Raw genomic sequence first — 17,826 nt, 5'->3', positions numbered from 1 at the left:
AAAAAGGGCTCCGATTTCGGGGCCCTTTTTGTTGTGTGCGCCCTTGCTCGATATAGCGCTTGAAGCCCCGGCTGTTTTGACTTACAGTTATGCCACGTGTTTACAGTACCCACCATTCCATGAATACGGGGTCCGCCCATGAAAAAACCGCTTCTCCTGATGATCCTCGATGGTTGGGGGATCAACGCCAATCCCGAGAATAACGCCGTCGCCCTGGCCCACCCCCCCAACTTGACCAGGCTGTTGGCGGAATACCCCCATGTCCAGATCCATACCTCCGGCATGGCGGTGGGCCTACCCGACGGCCAGATGGGCAACTCGGAGGTCGGCCACCTCAATATCGGCGCCGGCCGGGTCGTGTATCAGGACCTAACGCGCATCACCAAATCGATCCGGGACAACGATTTCTTTGCCAACCCGGTGCTGCTGGAGTGCATCGCCAAGACCAAGGCCGGCGGCGGCAGGCTGCATCTGGCGGGGCTCCTCTCCGACGGCGGGGTGCACTCCCACAACAGCCACCTGTATGCCCTGCTGGAGATGGCCAAACGGGAAGGGGTGAAGGAGGTGTTCGTGCACTGCCTCCTGGACGGCCGCGACACCCCGCCCCAGAGCGGCAGCGACTACCTAGCCCAGTTGGAGGCGGAGATCGGGCGAATCGGCACCGGCCGGATCGCCACGGTCATGGGACGTTACTACGCCATGGACCGGGATAACCGCTGGGAACGGGTCGAAAAGGCCTACAACGCCATGGTGTGCGGCGAGGGGGAACAGCGCACCTCGGCCCGGGAGGCCATCGAGGCCAGCTATGGCGGCGGGGTGCACGACGAATTCGTCGTCCCGGCCGTGATCACGGAAAACCGCGCGCCGGTCGGCACGATCAGGGACGGCGACGGCTTCATCTTCTTCAACTTCCGTTCCGACCGGGCCCGGGAGATCACCCGCGCCCTGGCCCTCGACGGTTTTGACGGTTTCCAGCGCCGCTGCCGTCCGAAGCTGGCCGACTATGTCTGCATGACGGAATACGACGCCACCTTCGGCCTGCCCATAGCCTACGGGCCCGAGCAATTGACCAACATCCTGGGCGATGTCCTGGCCCATGCCGGATTGAAGCAACTGCGCATCGCGGAGACCGAAAAGTACGCCCATGTGACCTTTTTCTTCAACGGCGGCGTGGAAACCCCGTTCCCCGGCGAGGAGCGCTGTCTGATACCCTCCCCCAAGGAGGTAGCCACCTACGACCAGAAGCCGGAGATGAGCGCCTACCCGGTGACGGAGGAGTTGCTGAAGCGTATGGACCGGGACCTCTACGATGTGATCATCCTCAACTTCGCCAACTGCGACATGGTGGGACACACCGGCATCCTGGAGGCGGCCGCCAGGGCGGTCACGGTCGTTGACGACTGCGTGGGCAGGATCGTGGCCAAGGTGCGGGAAAAGGGAGGCGCGGCGCTGATCACGGCCGACCACGGCAACGCCGAGCAGATGGCGGACGACAACGGCGAGCCGTTCACGGCCCACACCACCAATCCGGTGTGGCTGCTCCTGGTGGACGACAGCCGTAAAGATGCCGTGTTGCGCGAAGGGGGCCGGCTGGCCGACATCGCACCGACCATGCTGAAGATGTTGGGCCTGGCCCAACCCACTGAGATGACAGGAGAGAGTCTGCTATGAAAACCGCAAAGATACCCGCCACGGACAATGAATACCTGATCGGCAAGATCCTCTGCATCGGCCGCAACTATGTGGACCATATCAAGGAGCTGGGAAACGAGACCCCGGCTGCGCCGGTGGTCTTCCTGAAGCCGGCCACCGCGGTGGTGGACGACGGCGGCACCGTGGTCATCCCCCCCTACAGCACGGCATGCCATTACGAGGCGGAACTGGCGGTATTGATCGGCACGGACGGCAAGGATATCCCCGAGGCTGAGGCACTGTCCCATGTAGCCGGCTATGGGGTCGCCATCGATATGACCCTGCGGGATGTGCAGGACAGCCTCAAGAAGAAGGGGCTGCCATGGGAGATCGCCAAGGGGTTCGACACCTCCTGCCCCTTGTCGGTATTTACCCCTGCGGCGCAGGTTCCCGATCCGCAGGATCTGACCATCAGGCTGCTGCTCAACGGCGCAGAACGCCAGAACGGCTCCACCGGCCTGATGATCAATCCGGTGGCCAGAATCATCAGCTATCTCTCCACCATCTTTACGCTGGAAGAGGGGGACGTGATCCTCACCGGCACCCCCGCCGGCGTGGGCCGGGTCCAGCCGGGGGACGGCATGGTTGCCGAGATCACGGGCGTGGGGCGGATGAGCGTTACTGTCGAATAATACCGATTCCAAATCAATGAGCTTGTCCGTAAATAACTGCTGCGAGTACCGCGCCCGGATTTGCGGCAGATTTGACTTGGCCGATTGAGCAAAACCGCAGGCGTAGCAGGGCTACGTCGAGGATTTTGCGATTGAGGCCGGGGCAAAGATGCCGTGAAGACGGGATGCGAGGCGGGGTGTCATGGCAAAGGGTACTCCCATTCGGCATAACAAGCGCCTGGTGCGGATGTTGCGCCTGTTCCGGCATATCCGCTTCGTGGGCCAGCCGGTCACCTACCGGCGCAACCGGGTCGTGCTCCACCCGGATGGCCCTGATTTTTTTCAGGCCCTCTTCGGCGCCATCCGCTCGGCAGAGCGGTACATCCTCCTGGAATATTATCTGATCCGCAACGACACCACCGGCTCCGCCTTTGCCGCCGAACTTCTCGATGCACAGCAAAGGGGCGTGCCGGTGTTCCTGATCTACGATTACATCGGCTGCGTCGAAACCCCCTCCGCCTACTTCAGAAACCTGACCCAGCACGGTATCAAGCCCATCTCCTTCAACGTGCCCTCATTCAAGCGGGGCATCCACTGGTTCGACAAACGCGACCACCGCAAGATGGCCATCATCGACGGCCGCCGGGCATTTCTGGGAGGATTCAACATCGGCGACGAATATGCCGGTTTGGTCTCGAGCCCTGTCAAATTCCGCGACGTGGGTTTCAGCATCACCGGCAGCGCCGTGCATGAGTTGGAACGCATCTTTTCCGAAACCTGGCAGATGGAACGGGACGAACCGCCCCGGGTTCCCACCGGCGGCAGGGGCCCGGGCGCACCCCGCCCCGGACGGGCCAACGTCATCATCGTCAGCGGGGGACCGCACCATCGCAGTTCCTACATACGCAACGCCTTCCTGGCCGCCATCACCTCCGCCTCGGAGAGCGTCCTCATCGTCACCCCCTACTTCGTTCCCGGTCCGCGCATCATTCGTTCCCTGCTACGGGCGGTCCGGCGCGGCGTGCGGGTGCGCATACTGCTCTCGGCCAAAAGCGACGTGCCGTTGATGCGGCTGGTGGGACGCAGCTACTATACGGCCTTGCTCAAGGTGGGCATCGAGATCTGCGAGGTGGAGCGGGAGGTGCTGCACGCCAAGGTCATGCTGATCGACGGCGAGCGGACGGTGATCGGCTCGGCCAACCTGGACCAGCGCAGCTTCCATCGCAATTTCGAGATCAACTGCATCATCGACAACAACTCCTTCGGCAAACAGATCGCCCGGATGCTGGAACAGGACTTCCGCAATTCGCGGGCCATCACCCTTGCAGACCACGAGCGCCGGGGCAAGCTGTCTCAGCTGCTGGAGAAGCTGGTCAACCTGTTTGCCTGGTTTTTGTAGCCGGTCCCTGCAAAGGGCGCATGAGCATGAAGGCGAACCAGAGCCGGACCAACCCTGCTGCCGCCATCGCCGCGGGGCGCGTGCAAAAGAGCTGCTTCAGGCGCCGCTCGTACAGCCGAAGCCAACAAGGCGCAACCCCTCCCGGCCCCCTCCCTTGTGAAAAAGCGCGGCGGGTATCCAGCCAGAAGAAGATCTGCCAGGCGTTGGCGGCCACATGGCGGCCGGTAATACGCCAAAAGGAGCGGCGCCACTCCCCTGAGCGGCACGCGAGCAGGGTGCGGATGCCGTCCAGGATCGGGTGGAGCGAGAGCCGGCCGGTAACGGCGTCGAAGCGGTACAGCCCGGAAAGGGTGGTGAAAAACTCCGTCCAGCCGGCCACAAGGCAGTTGACGATGATGGCGTTCAGCACCTGCCGCTCCCACAGCCCTTCCGCTTCAAAGCGGCGGGCCGAGGTGCCGATCTCGGCGGGCAGGAGCAGCCAGCCGCACCGCGCCGCCACCGCATCCGCGAAGCGGAGGTCCTCCAGAAAGGGCATCTGCTCGTCAAAACCGTTGAGGGACCGGAAGAACGGGCGGGGCAGCATGAAGCCCTGGTCGCCCCGGATGCACTCCGGGCGGTCGAGGCGCGCCTTGGCCTCGTAGAAGAAGTAGGCCGGGGATGGTGTGGCGTCACTCCGGAGGAAACCAAGGGCGAAACGCCCGGCGACCTCATGGCACCCGACGGCGGCCTGCCGGGCCCGCAGCGCCGCGACTCCGCAGGCCAGGGCATCTGCCGCAGCGAACGTCGAATCGGCGTGCAGAAACAGCAGCGTACCGGCACGGGCAACCACGGCGCCGGCATTCATCTGGCGGCCGCGACCGCGGGGCGCCGGGACGACCTCCGTTGCAAACGGCGCCTGCCGGGCCAGCTGGGCGGCCCGCTGCGGGGTACCATCGCCCGAGCCGCCGTCGCAGAGGATCAATTCGAAACGGATGCCCTGTTGGGCGGTAAGGGTGGCGAACAGGGGCGCCACGTGGGCGGCCTCGTTGAGAACCGGCACAATAATGGAGAGTTCAGGGGTGTAATCGTTGGTCATGGGCGCTCCGGGAGAATGAAGACCAGTGTATCCGAATCAGCCATATTTGCAATCCGAAGCTCACGCGGGATTGATCGACACCCACTGCCACCTGGACCTGGAGCCGCTTGCCCCGCACCTGCCCCAGGTGCTTGCAGCGGCGCGCCGGGCCGGCGTGACCCGGTTCGTGGTGCCCGGGGTGCATCCCGACGGCTGGAAGCGGATCCGGGCATTGGCGGTAGCGCACCACGAGATCCTGCCCGCCGTCGGCATCCATCCCATGCATGCCGCTCTGGCGGACGATGACGCCCTCTCCGCCCTGGCCCGGCTGGCCGCCGGCAGCGTTGCCATCGGCGAGATCGGCCTGGACCCGACGTACCCCGTCCCCCTCGAAATCCAGGAGGCCGCATTCCGCGGGCAACTCAAACTGGCCGTCTCCCGGGGACTCCCGGTGTTGGTGCACTGCCGCCGGGCCTTCCAACGGACCTTGCAGATCATGCGGGAGGAACGGGCCGACCGGGTTGGGGGCATCATGCACGCCTTTTCCGGGTCCCTGGAGATGGCGCGGGAGTTTATTCGCCTCGGCTTCCTCATCTCCCTGTCCGGCACCCTGACCTGGCCAGGCGCGGTGCGCCCCCTGCGCCTCGCCAGGGAGGTCCCGCTGGAACATCTGGTTCTGGAAACCGACGCCCCCGACATGTCCCCCCAAGGCCACCGGGGAAGCGCCAACCAGCCGGCCTGGATGGTCGAGACCCTGCTCGCCCTCGCGGCGGCCAAAGACAGCACGCCGGAAATCGTTGCCGCAGCCACACGGGATAATGCCGTCAGGATACTCAGCCTCTCCGGGGAGAGCAACGTCTCTTGACTCGCCTTATCCCGTAGCGGCCGTACCGCAACAAACGGCACAATGTCGTAGACCTGTTCATTATCGGCCGGTTGCAGCGCCCCCATCCCCCATGGCGCCATCCCTCCTCTCGTGATTTAGCCACATCAGCAACGCTCCCTATCCATATTTGTTGCACAATCCACAAATATTGACATCGGCTTCTTTCCTTATCTCTCGCGGGCTTAGACCACGCATTTTGCCGCGCATCTTCTGCAATGTTTCTTGCAGCACCGTCTCGCCACCCCGTGCAAACATCTCAATAACATCCCGTTATTATTAATCTATTTTTTGGGGCTCGATAGTTGCAAACTCACTCGCGAAAATCATGAGTTGGGGGGCGTCGTGTCAGCAATACGCCCCCAGTCCGCCTCTACGATCCAACAAAAACAGTGGGGAGGTTCAACATGGCAATGGGGAAATGGACATACCGGGTGTATCTGTACTATCGTTCCATACTGCTTGCCGGCTGCGCCCTGGCGATGTGGGGATGCAACGGCGACACCACAAATATTTCGACACTTTCCGCCTCTTCCGGTTCGAAGAGCCCGCTCAACCCATTGATGCTCCAACAATTTGCCACACCCCTGCCGATCATCCCGGCGGCCACCGCCGACACGACATCCGTCGCCGGATCCGACTTTTACGTGGTCAAGGCCCAGCAAAGCGCCGACTATGATTTCGGGCTGAGGAATAGTGACGGCAGCGAGCTCAAGAACCCATACACCGGCAAACCCGTCCGAAGCACGGTCTGGGGCTACTCGGTGAACGGCCTCAGCGCAGGATATCTGGGGCCGACCATCGAGGCCCGCTCGACCCTCGACACATCGGGTAGAAAGGTTGTGGTTAAATATATCAATGATCTCCGTGACGCTGCCGGCAACCTGCTCACGAAACACCTCCTGTACGTTGATCCGACGCTGGACGGGACCAACAATGGAGAGCCGGAAATCCGTATCGTTCCCCACCTCCATGGCGGCCACACCCAGTCTGGCTTTGACGGGAATCCGCTGTACTGGTTCACCAACAACCCGAACGCTCCCGCCAACGGCATGGGGGGGCCGGCCGGGAATACCGTTACCTATACCTATGACAACGACCAATTGGGCACCACACTGTGGTACCACGACCATGCCATGGGGATTACCCGGCTCAACGTTTACGCCGGGCTTGCCGCCTTTTATATCCTGCGGGACAATTACGAGGACAGCCTCAACCTGCCCAAGGGGAACTACGAGATTCCCCTGGTCATTCAGGACAAATCATTCTACGAGGACGGCTCCATCGCCTACCCCACAACCCCCTTGCTCGACCCCTACACCCACCTGCCGATCATCGGCGCAAACGGCAAGCCTGTTCTGTCGTCCCTTCCCGAGTTCTTCGGCAACACCATCACGGTAAACGGGAAGGTCTGGCCAAAACTCGAGGTCGAGCCACGGCGCTATCGCTTCAGGCTGCTCAACGGTTCCGATTCACGCTTTTACAACCTGTGGATCGAACTGCCCGGCGGCAGCCCGCTCCCCGCCGGCATGATCACCCAGATCGGCAATGAAGGCGGTCTGCTCCCGAAGCCCGCCACAGTGGGCGACACGGAGGACAATGGCATCCTGCTCGCGCTTGCCGAACGTGCCGATCTCATCATCGACTTTTCAAAGGTACCGCCCGGTACCAAGATCACCATGCGCAATAATGCCAACGGCCCCTACCCCGGCGGCAACCCGCCCGATCCGAAGACCACCGGCAAGATCATGCAATTTACGGTGACGAAACCCCTTTCAGGCACCGATACCAGCGCGGCCACCGCCTCCCGGCCGCACACGCCTCTGGCGGCTGCGGATAACGTCCGTATCGTCGATCTCCAGGAGTTGCGCGATATCTTCGGCATCAATTATGATCCGGCCGGCGAGGGGACCCTCTTCTACCGTCACCTCCTGCTCCTGAACGGAAACCTTTTTTCGGACCCGATCACGGAAAAACCGGTCTTGAATACCGTGGAGGACTGGATCATCGTCAACGGCACCGTCGATATGCATCCGATGCACCTCCATCTGGTCGGCTTCGAGGTCGTGGAGAAGGGAACCCTGACCGGCTACATCCCGGCCGCCCTCGGATTGCCGCCCCGCTATGCCGCACTCAATAAAGATACCGACCCGGCCGGACGGACGCCGCTTGACCCCGAATTCGACCGGAATTACACCGTCACCGGCAACGAAACAGGCTTGAAGGATACGGTAAAGGTCCCACCGGGCGGTCTGGACCCGAATGGCGACCCGGACCCCAACAATCGGGGATATGTGCGCATCCGCGCAAAATTCGACCGCCTCGGCATCTATATGTGGCATTGCCACATCCTCTCACACGAGGATAACGACATGATGCGGCCATTCGAGGTTGTCGCGCCGTAAGACGCCGGGGACACCGGCAGGCATGAAAACGGGCCGTCAAGTGCGGCCCGTTTTCATGTGCCCTCGACCTCTTGGTGACGCAACCGATGCGCAGAAACCGCTCCCTGATGCCGCAAAGGTCTTGACCACAAAATCAACCGTACTGGATGCTTCAGGCGGATGGTTCCAGCTATTTTTAGCGAATTTGCTTAAAATGACTTGCTTAGGTCAAGATCAGAGGGTAAGCTTTGTCGTCAACCCTTGCGAGGAGCACCATCATGAAATATCTTGTTGCCTCTGTTGCGGCGACCCTTGGCCTGGCTCTCAGCGGCTGCACCATGTTCTCCGCCTGGAAGAGCATCCCGCCACCCGGCGGTTGCGACCAGTGCCACACATTGGCGATCTCCACCAATTGGCAGGTCACCTATCAACCGGCCATGGTGTCCGATGAACGGGGCAGGCAATATTTCCAGACGCCGGAATATAACCTCTCCCAGCAGGGCAAACAGCAATCTCCCCTTGACACCAAAAAGGTCGAGGAGTTGGCATGTTTTGATTGTCACAAATCACCGACGCCGGCGCATCAGGGGCGTAAAGGGCGCTTTCACCACTGATCTCCGCGGCCCACAGCGCACCGGTGCCGCAGACGGTTTAATTTGTGTTCTAATTATTTTTTCTAAAAAAATAGCTCTATTTGCACAAAAAAATATTGACATAGTTTTTTTTGCGAGTATATTTCGTGTTTGATTTTCAAAACCATGCGCATAGCGTTCAAATGGTGAATTCTAAGAGAAAGAGGTGACACAAAATGAAAAAACTGATCTCCCTGACGCTGGTACTGGCCCTTGCTACCGTTTTTGCTGCTGGCTGCAAGAAAAAAACGGAAGAAGCTCCTGCTCCTGCTCCGGCTCCTGCCGCTGCTCCGGCTCCTGAGCAGAAACCGATGTCTTCCGCTAAAGCTCCTGCTGCTGAAGCTCCTAAGGCTCCGGAAGCTCCTGCTGCCGACAAGAAGTAATTCTGCTTTCCCTGTGTGGATTGCACAAGCCTGCGGGGTAACCCGCAGGCTTTTTTTGTGTTCAATTATCCGAGTTCGAGCAGTACCAATGCAGCGCAGCGGGTGAATGCGCGCTACCGCAGGAGAGCCCACCATGCACGAGATGTCCATAACCCAGGGAATCATCGATATTTGCGAACAACATGCCGGCGGCAGGCGCGTGCTCTCACTGGACGTGGAGATCGGGGAACTGAGCAGCGTTGTCCCCGACGCGGTGGAGTTCTGCTTCGAGGCATGCAGCCGCGGCACCCTGCTGGAGGGGGCGCGCCTGAATATCCTGCGGATTCCGGGCCGGGGGCATTGCCTGGATTGCGGGACGGACACGCCGCTCACCGCGGCCTTTGGATCGTGCAGCCGCTGCGGCGGCTATCGGGTGACCATCGAAACAGGGGAAGAGATGCGGGTCCGGGAAATCGAGGTGGATGAATAGAAAAGGGCGCTGCCGGAAGCAGCGCCCTTTTTTGCTTTAGAGCCGGATCACATGACGTTTGCCACGTCATCCGGGACAGAGGCCCGATACTTCTCGAAATTTCCCCGGAACAACTCGACGAGCTTCCGGGCGGCTTCATCGTATTTGGCCTTATCGGCCCAGGTGTTGCGCGGATTCAGCACCTCCGCCGGCACCCCCGTGCAGCTGGTGGGGATATCCAGACCAAAGAAGGGGTCCTTCTCAAAGCTCCCGGCGATCAGGGTGCCATCGAGGGCGGCGTTGACCAAGGCGCGCGAATAGGCGATCTTCATGCGCGAGCCGACGCCGTAGGGGCCGCCGCTCCAACCGGTATTGACCAGCCAGCAGGAAACCGTGTGCCGGGCGATCTTTTCCCGGAGCAGTTCACCATACACCGCCGGGTCAAGAGGCATGAACGGGCCGCCAAAGCAGGTGGAAAAGGTGGCCGAGGGCTCCTTGACCCCCGCTTCGGTGCCGGCGACCTTGGCGGTGTAACCGGAGAGGAAGTGATACATGGCCTGCTCCTTGGTGAGCCGCGCAATGGGCGGCAGCACGCCGTAGGCGTCGCAGGTCAGCATGATGATGTTACTGGGATGTCCGGCCGTGCCCGAGAGCACGATGTTGGGTATGTGGGTCAGGGGATAGGATGCCCGGGTATTTTCGGTGAACGAATCGTCGTCCAGGTCTACCCTGCGGCTCTGGGTGTCGATGGCGACGTTTTCCAGAATGGTGCCGAATCTGCGGGTCGTTTCGTAGATCTCCGGTTCGGCCTCCTTGGAAAGTCTGATGATTTTTGCGTAACACCCCCCCTCGAAGTTGAAAACCCCCTTGTCATCCCAGCCGTGCTCGTCGTCGCCGACCAGCGAACGGTGAGGATCGGCCGAAAGCGTGGTCTTGCCGGTCCCGGAGAGGCCGAAGAATATGGCCGTGTCCCCCGCTGGCCCCACATTGGCCGAGCAATGCATGGAAAGGATCTTCTTTTCTATCGGCAGGAGGTAATTGAGGATGGTGAAGACCGACTTCTTGTTTTCACCGGCGTAACTGGTGCCGCCGATGATGATCAGCTTTCTGGCAAAGTTGACGATGATGAAGGTCTCCGAGTTCGTGCCGTCCACCGTCGGAACGGCGTGGAAGTTCGGCATGTTGACGACGGTGAACTCGGGGCGGATGGTTGCCAGTTCCTCCTGGGTGGCGCGCACGAACATGTTGCGGGCGAAGAGCGACTGCCAGGCCTTCTCGGTAATGACCCGGATCGGGAGGCGGTGCTCCCGGTCGGCACCGGCAAAGCAGTCCTGCACGAACAGGTCCTTGCCGTGCATATAGGCCAGCATGCGGTTATAGAGGGCGTCGAACTTGGCCGGATCAAACGGCTTGTTGACCTTGCCCCAGGCGATGTTGTCGCGGGAGGCCGGTTCATCGACGATGAATTTTTCATTGGCGGCCCGTCCGGTGTAATGGCCGGTTTTGACGGCAATGGCTCCCAGGTGGGAGACGAGCCCTTCGCCGCGCTTGATGATCTGTTCGTAGAGGACCGCCGTGGGAGGGGTCCAGAAGATCAGGTTCGCATTGGTGATGCCGTGTTCCTCAAGCCCTGTACCGCGGGTGACATCGTTGAATTTCATCGTCGCACCTCCCGTGTGATATATGGCGGTTATTCCCTGCGGAGCGGTTTTAAAAAAAAGCTGGGCGAGAAACCATACCCCTGCGGCGTCTTACCCAGCTTTCTTAAGTTTGATAACCCCGGCACGGGCCGGGGTTCAGTGGCTGTAGCGGCCCTTATTCATTCCACCCTTCGGGATTGACCTCGCCGATCTGCTCCCAATGTTCCGGGGAACGCCACAGGCTGGAGAGGATCAGTTCACGGATATGGAGGAATTCCTTGGGGAGGCGGTCGTACATCTTGACGAACAACTCCTCATGGGAAAGAACCTCTTCCTTCCACACATCCCGGTCAATGGACGTCAACTCGGAATATTGCTCGCGGGTGACGTTGTCCAACCCGGTCCAGTCCAGATCCTCGTAGCGCGGCATCCAGCCCAGGGGGCTTTCGGTGGACGACCCCCGCCCATTGGCCCGGTCAACGATCCATTTCAGCACCCGCATGTTTTCGCCATAACCGGGCCAGAGGAACTTGCCGTTGGCGTCTTTGCGGAACCAGTTGACGCTGAAGATGCGCGGCGGGTTGGGGTTGGTGCGTCCAACCTGGAGCCAGTGATTGAAATAATCGGCCATATGGTACCCGCAGAAGGGGAGCATGGCGAACGGGTCGCGGCGCACGTTGCCGACCTTGCCCACCGCAGCGGCCGTGGTCTCGGAACCCATGGTCGCGGCCAGGTAAACGCCGTAGCTCCAGTTGAATGCCTGGTACACCAGGGGGATGACGTTGTTGCGGCGGCCGCCGAATACAAAGGCCTTGATCGGCACCCCTTTGGGGTTTTCCCATTCGGGATCGATGGAAGGGCACTGCCCCGCAGGCGCGGTGAAACGGGAGTTGGGGTGGGCGGCATTCCTGCCGCAACCGGGGGTCCAGGCGTTGCCCTGCCAGTCGGTCAACTCTGCGGGCGGCTCATCGCTCATCCCTTCCCACCAGACATCGCCGTCCGGCGTCAAAGCGACGTTGGTAAAGATGGTGTTGCGGGAGCAGGACGCCATGGCGTTGGGGTTGGTTTTGACGTTGGTGCCGGGGGCCACGCCGAAAAAACCCGCTTCGGGGTTGATGGCATACAGCTGCCCGTCGGGGCCGGGCTTGATCCAGGCGATGTCGTCGCCCACGGTGGAGATTTTCCAGCCGCTCTCCTTAAAGGATGCGGGCGGCACCAGCATGGCCAGGTTGGTCTTGCCGCAGGCGCTGGGGAAAGCCGCCCCCAGATAGGTTTTCTCGCCTTTAGGCGATTCGATCCCCAGGATGAGCATATGCTCGGCCAGCCACCCTTCGTCCTTGGCGATCTTGGAGGCGATCCGCAAGGCCAGACATTTCTTGCCGAGCAGGGCGTTCCCGCCATAACCGCTGCCGAACGACCAGATGGAACGTTCTTCCGGGAAGTGGACGATGTACTTTTCCTTGTTGCACGGCCAGATCACGTCCTTTTTGCCCGGCTGCAGCGGAGCACCCACCGAGTGGAGACAGGGGACGAATTCGCCGTCGCCGAGCACATCCAGAACAGCCTTGCCCATGCGGGTCATGATCCGCATGTTGACGGCAACGTAGGGAGAATCCGAGATCTCCACCCCGATCTTGGCGATGTTGGAGCCGAGCGGTCCCATGCTGAAGGGGATGATGTACATGGTACGCCCCTTCATGCAGCCCTTGAAGAGCTTGTGCAGGGTTTCCTTCATCTCCTTGGGAGGCATCCAGTTGTTGGTTGGTCCGGCATCCTGTTTGGAAAGGCTGCAAATGAAGGTGCGGTCCTCGACGCGGGCCACATCGCTGGGGTCGGACCAGGCCAGGTAACTGTTGGGACGTTTCGCCTCGTTCAACTTCCGAAAGGTTCCGCTCTTCACCAGCAGGTTACAAAGGTTGTCGTACTCCTCATCGGAGCCGTCACACCAATGTATCGCATCGGGTTCGCACAACGCCGCAACTTCTTCGACCCACTTCCGCAACTGCTCGTTCTTTACCTCGTAACCCATACCACTTCCTCCTCATGTTTAAGTAAGTTTCATACCTAATAAAACCGGAAAGATCTTGGTCAAGATAGGTAGCATGATTGATTATACTGACGGTGTTAGCGCAGTATATCGATGGGAATTGCGGCGGAAGAAGGGCGGGCAAACGGCCATGATCAGGCTGGTTAGGGCAATGGCTGGGTTCTGGGTGAAAACCTCGGCAACCTTTTTCGGGCCCGCTTTCAACCCTGTGGCTACAGGTAAACACCGTTGAATTTTGCTGTCCTGCTTCCCCATGCAATAACATAAAAAATTTATCTGTACTAAATACCACAGGGATTATCAAAATGCAAAAGCGTTTTACTAAATAAATGCCATAGAGGATAAATCCGGTTTCGCCAGGCTTAACTGCCTGAACTGCCTTGCAGTTATCCGGTAGGTTGTAAAGGGGTGGCCCATCGCTTTTAGGCAGAATAAAGGAGCTGGCTGGAGACAACAAGGCGGCATAGCCATGGTCCTATCGGCCGGCAGCCTACCCCGACAGCCCCTCCCATTCCCCATACAGCTCCTCCAACCGGACGTTCAGGGCAACATGACGTTCGCCCGCCTCCGCGCCCCGCTGGGGGTCGTCGAAGAAGCCGGGCCCATTCATCTCCACCTCCAGGCGGGCGATCTCGGCCTCGGTGCGGGTAATCTCCGACTCCACGGCGGCCAACTGTTTCTGGCGCCCCTGCTCCTCCCGCTTGCGCTGTTTTTCCTCCTCGCGCCCCTTCTTGCGTTCTTCCCTGGTCATCTCGGGGAGCGGCAGCGGTGCGGCTGCACCTGAGTCGTCGGACACCCCCGGCGCAGCGACGGCGGCCCGCACGACGTTGGGAGATGCGGCGGCCGGCGGCTCGGACCGCTCCTTTTTCTCCCGATAATACTCGTAATCGCCGTAGTAATTGACCAGGGTGCCGCCATCGACCTCCACGATGCGGGTGGCCAGACCATTGACGAAATAGCGGTCGTGGGAGACGAACACTACCGTACCGTCGAAGGAGCGCAGGGCGTCCAGCAGCACCTCCTTGCTGAACAGGTCCAGGTGGTTGGTCGGTTCGTCCATCAGCAGCAGGTTGGACGGGCGCAGCAGCATCTTGGCCAGGGCCAGGCGGTTGCGCTCGCCGCCGGAGAGAACGCCGACCTTCTTGTGGATGTCGTCCCCCGAGAAGAGAAAGGCGCCCAGGATGTCCCGCAACCGGGGGACCATATCATAGGGGGCGTCGGCATAGAGCTCATCGTAGGCGGTGCGCGTGGCGTCCAGAACACTGACCTGGTCCTGGGCAAAGTAATCCATGACGAGGTTGTGCCCAAGGGTCCGTTCCCCCCCTTGGAATTCGGCGCCGGCCAGGACCGACATGAGGGTTGACTTGCCGGCCCCGTTATGCCCCACCAGTGCGACCCGCTCCCCTTTTTCGATAACGAGGTCCACCTGGTTGAGGACCGCATGGTCGCCGTAGGCCTTGGTCAGGCCCCTCAGTTCCATGACGGTCTTGCCGCTTTTGGGGGCGGGGGGGAAGTGGAAACGGATCTTTTTCCGCTCCGGCGGCAGCACGATCCGTTCGATCTTGTCCAACTGCTTGATGCGCGACTGCACCAGCGAGGCCTTGTTGGCCTGATAACGGAAACGGCGGATAAAGTCCTCGGACTTCTCGATCTCCTCGTCCTGACGGCGCTTGGCCTCCCGCAGGGCCGTGACCCGTTCATCCCGCTGCACGAGGTAGGTAGAGTAGCTGCAATGGTAGTCGGCGATGGTATGGTTCCAGACCTCACTGATCCGGCTACAGACCCGGTCCATGAAGAAACGGTCATGGGAGACCAGGACCACCGAACCGGGATAGGAACAGAGGTACTCCTCCAGCCAGTTGCGGGCCTCGATATCCAGGTGGTTGGTCGGCTCGTCCAGGAGCAGCACGTCCGGCTTCTGCAGGAGCAAACGGGCCAACGCGATGCGCATCTGCCAGCCGCCGGAGAACTCGCCGCAGTCCCGCTGCCAGTCCGACTGGGAAAACCCCAACCCCTTCAGCACCGTCCCGATCTCAGCCTCCATGGTGTAGCCGCCCCGGTGGCGGAACTGTTCCTGGAGATCTCCATAACGCTGGAGGGCCGCGGGATGTTCGGCGGCATCATGGGGGAGCCGCTCCAATTCCTGCCCCAGGCGGTGCAACTCATCCTCCATGGCCAGCAGTTCGGCAAGCGCCGTCCGCGCTTCATGGAACAGGGTGCGCCCGCTGGTGACGATGCCGTCCTGGGGCAGATAGGCGGCCTTTGCGCCCCGGGCAAGCTGGATCTCGCCCGAGGTGGGCTCGCTGAGTCCTGCAATGATCTTCATCAGGGTGGATTTGCCGGCGCCGTTCTCGCCTACCAGGGCGACCCGCTCACCCTTTTTCAGGTGCCAGGAAATGGCGGTAAAGAGCGGGTTGCCGGCAAAGTCTTTGGAGATATTTATGAGTTGAAGCATGGCATTGTTGTAGCACAACAGAGGCGTCATCGGCAAGTGACGCGCGTGGTCCGCGGGCATATTCGCCGGGGGAGCCCTGCAAATTTACATTCGCATTCCTGGCAATACGATGGTAAAGTTTACCATCCTTTCGTCCGCCCGACCGGCGGGACAATCGGCAAACATGGGGAGAATTGCGCTTCGGGCGCGGGTAGAGCCAGCCATGAACGGACCATCGCTTACAAAATTTTTTCTGGGACGCCAGCCGATCCTGAACATCCGTCAGGAGATCGTGGGATACGAGCTCCTCTTCCGTTCGACCGAGAAAAATTACAGCGAATTCGAAAGCCAGGACCAGGCCAGCATGAGCGTCATATCCAGCGCCATGGCCAACTTCGGCTTCCGCAATGTGCTGGGGGACAAGGATGGCTTCATCAACGTCACCCACGATGTGCTCTTCTCGGACATGGTCGAAGTCCTGCCTCCCAAGCAAACCATCCTGGAGCTGCTCGAGTCGGTGGCACTGACCGGCGCGGTCAAGGAGCGCTGCAGCGAACTCAAGGCCAAGAATTTCCGCATCGCCCTGGACGATCACATTTATTCCCCGGATCACCACGATCTGTATAGCTTCGTGGACATCGTCAAGATCGACCTCCTGGAGACCGATCCCGCCATCCTGCACGAGGCCGTCGCCGCGCTCCGCCAGTTTCCCCTCACGCTCCTGGCGGAACGGATAGAAACCCAGGAGCAGTTCCAGGACTGCCTCGAGCTGGGCTTCGAGCTCTTCCAGGGTTACTTCTTCGAACGGCCGGTGGTGCTCAAGCGCAAAGGGCTCGAACCTTCCAAGATGGCTATGCTGCGGCTGCTCGGCCACCTTAAGAGCGAAACGGATTTCGGCAAGATCGAGGAGGTATTCAGGGACCACCCGGAATTGTCGTACAACCTGCTGAAACTGGTAAACTCGGTGCATCTGGGGCTGCGGGAGAAGATCAAGAGTCTGCGGCACGCCATCATGCTGCTCGGGCTCGGCAAGCTGCGCCGCTGGGTCCAACTGGCCATCTTTGCCAGCGCCGACAGCCGCGGGGTCGACAACCCCCTGCTGGAGATGGCCGCCGTTCGGGGACGCCTGCTGGAGTACCTGGTCATGGAACGTTACCACCTGCCCCGGGGCAGCGAGCAGGTGGAGGCGGCCTTCATGCTCGGCATCCTGTCACTGGTCGATGTGCTTTTCGAGACCTCCGTGGAGGGGGTAGTGCGCGAATTGCAGTTGAACGACGAAATCTCCGCGGCGCTTATCAACCGCGAGGGGAAGTTGGGTGCCCTTCTGGCCCTGGCCGAGACCCTGGAACAGACCAACTTCGGCGAAGTCACCAACCTGACCGAAACCTGCGACATCCCCATCGCAACCCTGCTGACCGCCCAACTGGACGCCTTCAACTGGCGGACCAGCATCTCGGAAGACAAGGAACCTCCCCAGTAGCGCTCCCCCCTCAATCCGTTTCCAGTTTCAGGGCCGCGGCCGCATGCCGATAGACCTGAAGCGCCTCGTCGTTATACACGACGAAGACGACCCGTTCCAGCGCGGGATCGCACTCCGCGGCCTCCTTTGCCGCCGCCAGCGCGATCAGGGCCGCAGCCTTCATGGGGTAGCCGTACACTCCGCAACTGATGGCCGGAAACGCGATGCTCGCCAGCCCGCTCTTTGCGGCCACTTCAAAACAGCGCCTATAGGCGCTTCGCAGAAGATCCGGTTCCCCCTGGGCGCCGCCGCGCCAGACAGGGCCAACGGTATGGATGACATGGCGCGCAGCCAACCGGTAGCCTCTGGTAATCTTGGCATCCCCGGTCTCGCATCCCCCCAGGCCGGCGCATTCCGCCACCAGTCCCGGCCCGGCCGCCCGATGGATGGCGCCGTCCACCCCGCCGCCTCCCAGCAGGGTGTTGTTGGCGGCATTGACAATGGCGTCCACGGCCATATGCGTGAGGTCTCCCCGTATGATCTCGATTCGTGGGTTCATGGTCTTGCTCCCGGCAGGTGGGATATCGTTACCGGTAAGTATACCACACCGGCCCCATGGCGGAGGGGGATACCCCGGGATATCTTCATGGGAAGCCTCCCTCCCCATGAAAGGACGGCGGTTCATCTGCGTGCCCCCCCTGAAACAGGAACGGCCCGCAGGCGTTTACGCCGACGGGCCGCTCCTTCCTTGAACAGCGGC

General features: G+C 60.9%; 14 protein-coding genes. 9 read left to right on the top strand and 5 right to left on the bottom strand.

Features of this window, described 5'->3' with window-relative positions; translation table 11 throughout:
* The first annotated feature begins 138 nt into the window (after positions 1 to 138).
* The 3 genes from gpmI (at position 139) to ET418_RS13730 (ending at position 3,702) form a co-directional block, all read left to right on the top strand.
* Positions 139 to 1,671: a 2,3-bisphosphoglycerate-independent phosphoglycerate mutase gene (gene gpmI / locus ET418_RS13740; protein ID WP_149308449.1), complete on the top strand. Its 1,533-nt coding sequence runs from the start codon at positions 139 to 141 to the stop codon at positions 1,669 to 1,671.
* On the top strand, positions 1,668 to 2,324 hold the full coding sequence (locus ET418_RS13735) for a fumarylacetoacetate hydrolase family protein (RefSeq protein WP_149308447.1): 657 nt from the start codon (positions 1,668 to 1,670) through the stop codon (positions 2,322 to 2,324). Before gpmI ends, ET418_RS13735 begins: the two co-directional genes overlap by 4 nt.
* 181 nt (positions 2,325 to 2,505) lie before the next feature.
* Positions 2,506 to 3,702, top strand: coding sequence for a phospholipase D-like domain-containing protein (locus ET418_RS13730; RefSeq protein WP_149308445.1), 1,197 nt, complete (start codon positions 2,506 to 2,508; stop codon positions 3,700 to 3,702).
* Here the strand turns inward: ET418_RS13730 and ET418_RS13725 are convergent.
* Positions 3,677 to 4,777: a glycosyltransferase gene (locus ET418_RS13725; RefSeq protein ID WP_149308443.1), complete on the bottom strand. Its 1,101-nt coding sequence runs from the start codon at positions 4,775 to 4,777 to the stop codon at positions 3,677 to 3,679. The two genes, ET418_RS13730 and ET418_RS13725, sit on opposite strands and share 26 nt — an antisense overlap.
* A 46-nt stretch (positions 4,778 to 4,823) precedes the next feature.
* Between ET418_RS13725 and ET418_RS13720 the strand changes: the two genes are divergently transcribed.
* The 5 genes from ET418_RS13720 (at position 4,824) to hypA (ending at position 9,507) form a co-directional block, all read left to right on the top strand.
* Positions 4,824 to 5,621 (top strand): TatD family hydrolase, encoded by a 798-nt coding sequence (locus ET418_RS13720; RefSeq protein WP_246153083.1) that lies wholly within the window; start codon positions 4,824 to 4,826, stop codon positions 5,619 to 5,621.
* A 425-nt stretch (positions 5,622 to 6,046) separates the two neighbouring features.
* Positions 6,047 to 8,044, top strand: a complete 1,998-nt coding sequence (locus ET418_RS13715) for a multicopper oxidase family protein (protein ID WP_149308441.1) — start codon at positions 6,047 to 6,049, stop codon at positions 8,042 to 8,044.
* A 257-nt stretch (positions 8,045 to 8,301) separates the two neighbouring features.
* A complete protein-coding gene (locus ET418_RS13710; RefSeq protein ID WP_149308439.1) occupies positions 8,302 to 8,637 on the top strand; it encodes a cytochrome C in 336 nt (111 codons plus the stop codon).
* Positions 8,638 to 8,831: 194 nt separating this feature from the next.
* The gene (locus ET418_RS13705) at positions 8,832 to 9,038 is read left to right on the top strand and encodes a hypothetical protein (protein ID WP_149308437.1); all 207 of its coding nucleotides are present in this window, start codon (positions 8,832 to 8,834) and stop codon (positions 9,036 to 9,038) included.
* A 133-nt stretch (positions 9,039 to 9,171) separates the two neighbouring features.
* Positions 9,172 to 9,507 (top strand): hydrogenase maturation nickel metallochaperone HypA, encoded by a 336-nt coding sequence (gene hypA, locus ET418_RS13700; RefSeq protein ID WP_149308435.1) that lies wholly within the window; start codon positions 9,172 to 9,174, stop codon positions 9,505 to 9,507.
* Between the two features lie 47 nt (positions 9,508 to 9,554).
* On the opposite strand, the gene ET418_RS13695 is transcribed toward hypA, so the two are convergent.
* From ET418_RS13695 to ET418_RS13685, 3 genes are all read right to left on the bottom strand, one after another.
* Positions 9,555 to 11,147, bottom strand: coding sequence for a phosphoenolpyruvate carboxykinase (locus ET418_RS13695; RefSeq protein ID WP_149308433.1), 1,593 nt, complete (start codon positions 11,145 to 11,147; stop codon positions 9,555 to 9,557).
* A 154-nt stretch (positions 11,148 to 11,301) separates the two neighbouring features.
* Entirely contained in the window at positions 11,302 to 13,155 is a 1,854-nt protein-coding gene (locus tag ET418_RS13690) for a phosphoenolpyruvate carboxykinase (GTP) (protein WP_149308431.1), read from the bottom strand.
* A 508-nt stretch (positions 13,156 to 13,663) separates the two neighbouring features.
* The gene (locus ET418_RS13685; RefSeq protein WP_149308429.1) at positions 13,664 to 15,628 is read right to left on the bottom strand and encodes an ABC-F family ATP-binding cassette domain-containing protein; all 1,965 of its coding nucleotides are present in this window, start codon (positions 15,626 to 15,628) and stop codon (positions 13,664 to 13,666) included.
* A gap of 202 nt (positions 15,629 to 15,830) precedes the next feature.
* Here ET418_RS13685 and ET418_RS13680 point away from each other — a divergent pair, with 202 nt between their 5' ends.
* The gene (locus tag ET418_RS13680) at positions 15,831 to 17,087 is read left to right on the top strand and encodes an EAL and HDOD domain-containing protein (RefSeq protein WP_149308427.1); all 1,257 of its coding nucleotides are present in this window, start codon (positions 15,831 to 15,833) and stop codon (positions 17,085 to 17,087) included.
* A 10-nt stretch (positions 17,088 to 17,097) separates the two neighbouring features.
* Here the strand turns inward: ET418_RS13680 and ET418_RS13675 are convergent, their stop codons facing one another.
* A complete protein-coding gene (locus tag ET418_RS13675) occupies positions 17,098 to 17,625 on the bottom strand; it encodes an O-acetyl-ADP-ribose deacetylase (RefSeq protein WP_149308425.1) in 528 nt (175 codons plus the stop codon).
* Positions 17,626 to 17,826 lie beyond the last annotated feature (201 nt).

It is taken from the genome of Oryzomonas rubra, from assembly GCF_008369015.1.
Taxonomy (GTDB): Bacteria; Desulfobacterota; Desulfuromonadia; order Geobacterales; family Pseudopelobacteraceae; genus Oryzomonas; species Oryzomonas japonica.
Note: the sequence above shows the minus strand (reverse complement) of the source record. Positions and strands in the feature narration are given on the sequence as shown.

Bases quoted from the DNA above. Each gene is read 5' to 3' on its own strand.
- ET418_RS13690 (WP_149308431.1), bottom strand. From the start codon at position 13,155: ATGGGTTACGAGGTAAAGAACGAGCAGTTGCGGAAGTGGGTCGAAGAA.
- ET418_RS13680 (WP_149308427.1), top strand. From the start codon at position 15,831: ATGAACGGACCATCGCTTACAAAATTTTTTCTGGGACGCCAGCCGATC.
- ET418_RS13725 (WP_149308443.1), bottom strand. From the start codon at position 4,777: ATGACCAACGATTACACCCCTGAACTCTCCATTATTGTGCCGGTTCTC.
- ET418_RS13710 (WP_149308439.1), top strand. From the start codon at position 8,302: ATGAAATATCTTGTTGCCTCTGTTGCGGCGACCCTTGGCCTGGCTCTC.
- ET418_RS13695 (WP_149308433.1), bottom strand. From the start codon at position 11,147: ATGAAATTCAACGATGTCACCCGCGGTACAGGGCTTGAGGAACACGGC.
- ET418_RS13685 (WP_149308429.1), bottom strand. From the start codon at position 15,628: ATGCTTCAACTCATAAATATCTCCAAAGACTTTGCCGGCAACCCGCTC.
- gpmI (WP_149308449.1), top strand. From the start codon at position 139: ATGAAAAAACCGCTTCTCCTGATGATCCTCGATGGTTGGGGGATCAAC.
- ET418_RS13715 (WP_149308441.1), top strand. From the start codon at position 6,047: ATGGCAATGGGGAAATGGACATACCGGGTGTATCTGTACTATCGTTCC.
- ET418_RS13675 (WP_149308425.1), bottom strand. From the start codon at position 17,625: ATGAACCCACGAATCGAGATCATACGGGGAGACCTCACGCATATGGCC.
- ET418_RS13730 (WP_149308445.1), top strand. From the start codon at position 2,506: ATGGCAAAGGGTACTCCCATTCGGCATAACAAGCGCCTGGTGCGGATG.
- ET418_RS13735 (WP_149308447.1), top strand. From the start codon at position 1,668: ATGAAAACCGCAAAGATACCCGCCACGGACAATGAATACCTGATCGGC.
- hypA (WP_149308435.1), top strand. From the start codon at position 9,172: ATGCACGAGATGTCCATAACCCAGGGAATCATCGATATTTGCGAACAA.
- ET418_RS13705 (WP_149308437.1), top strand. From the start codon at position 8,832: ATGAAAAAACTGATCTCCCTGACGCTGGTACTGGCCCTTGCTACCGTT.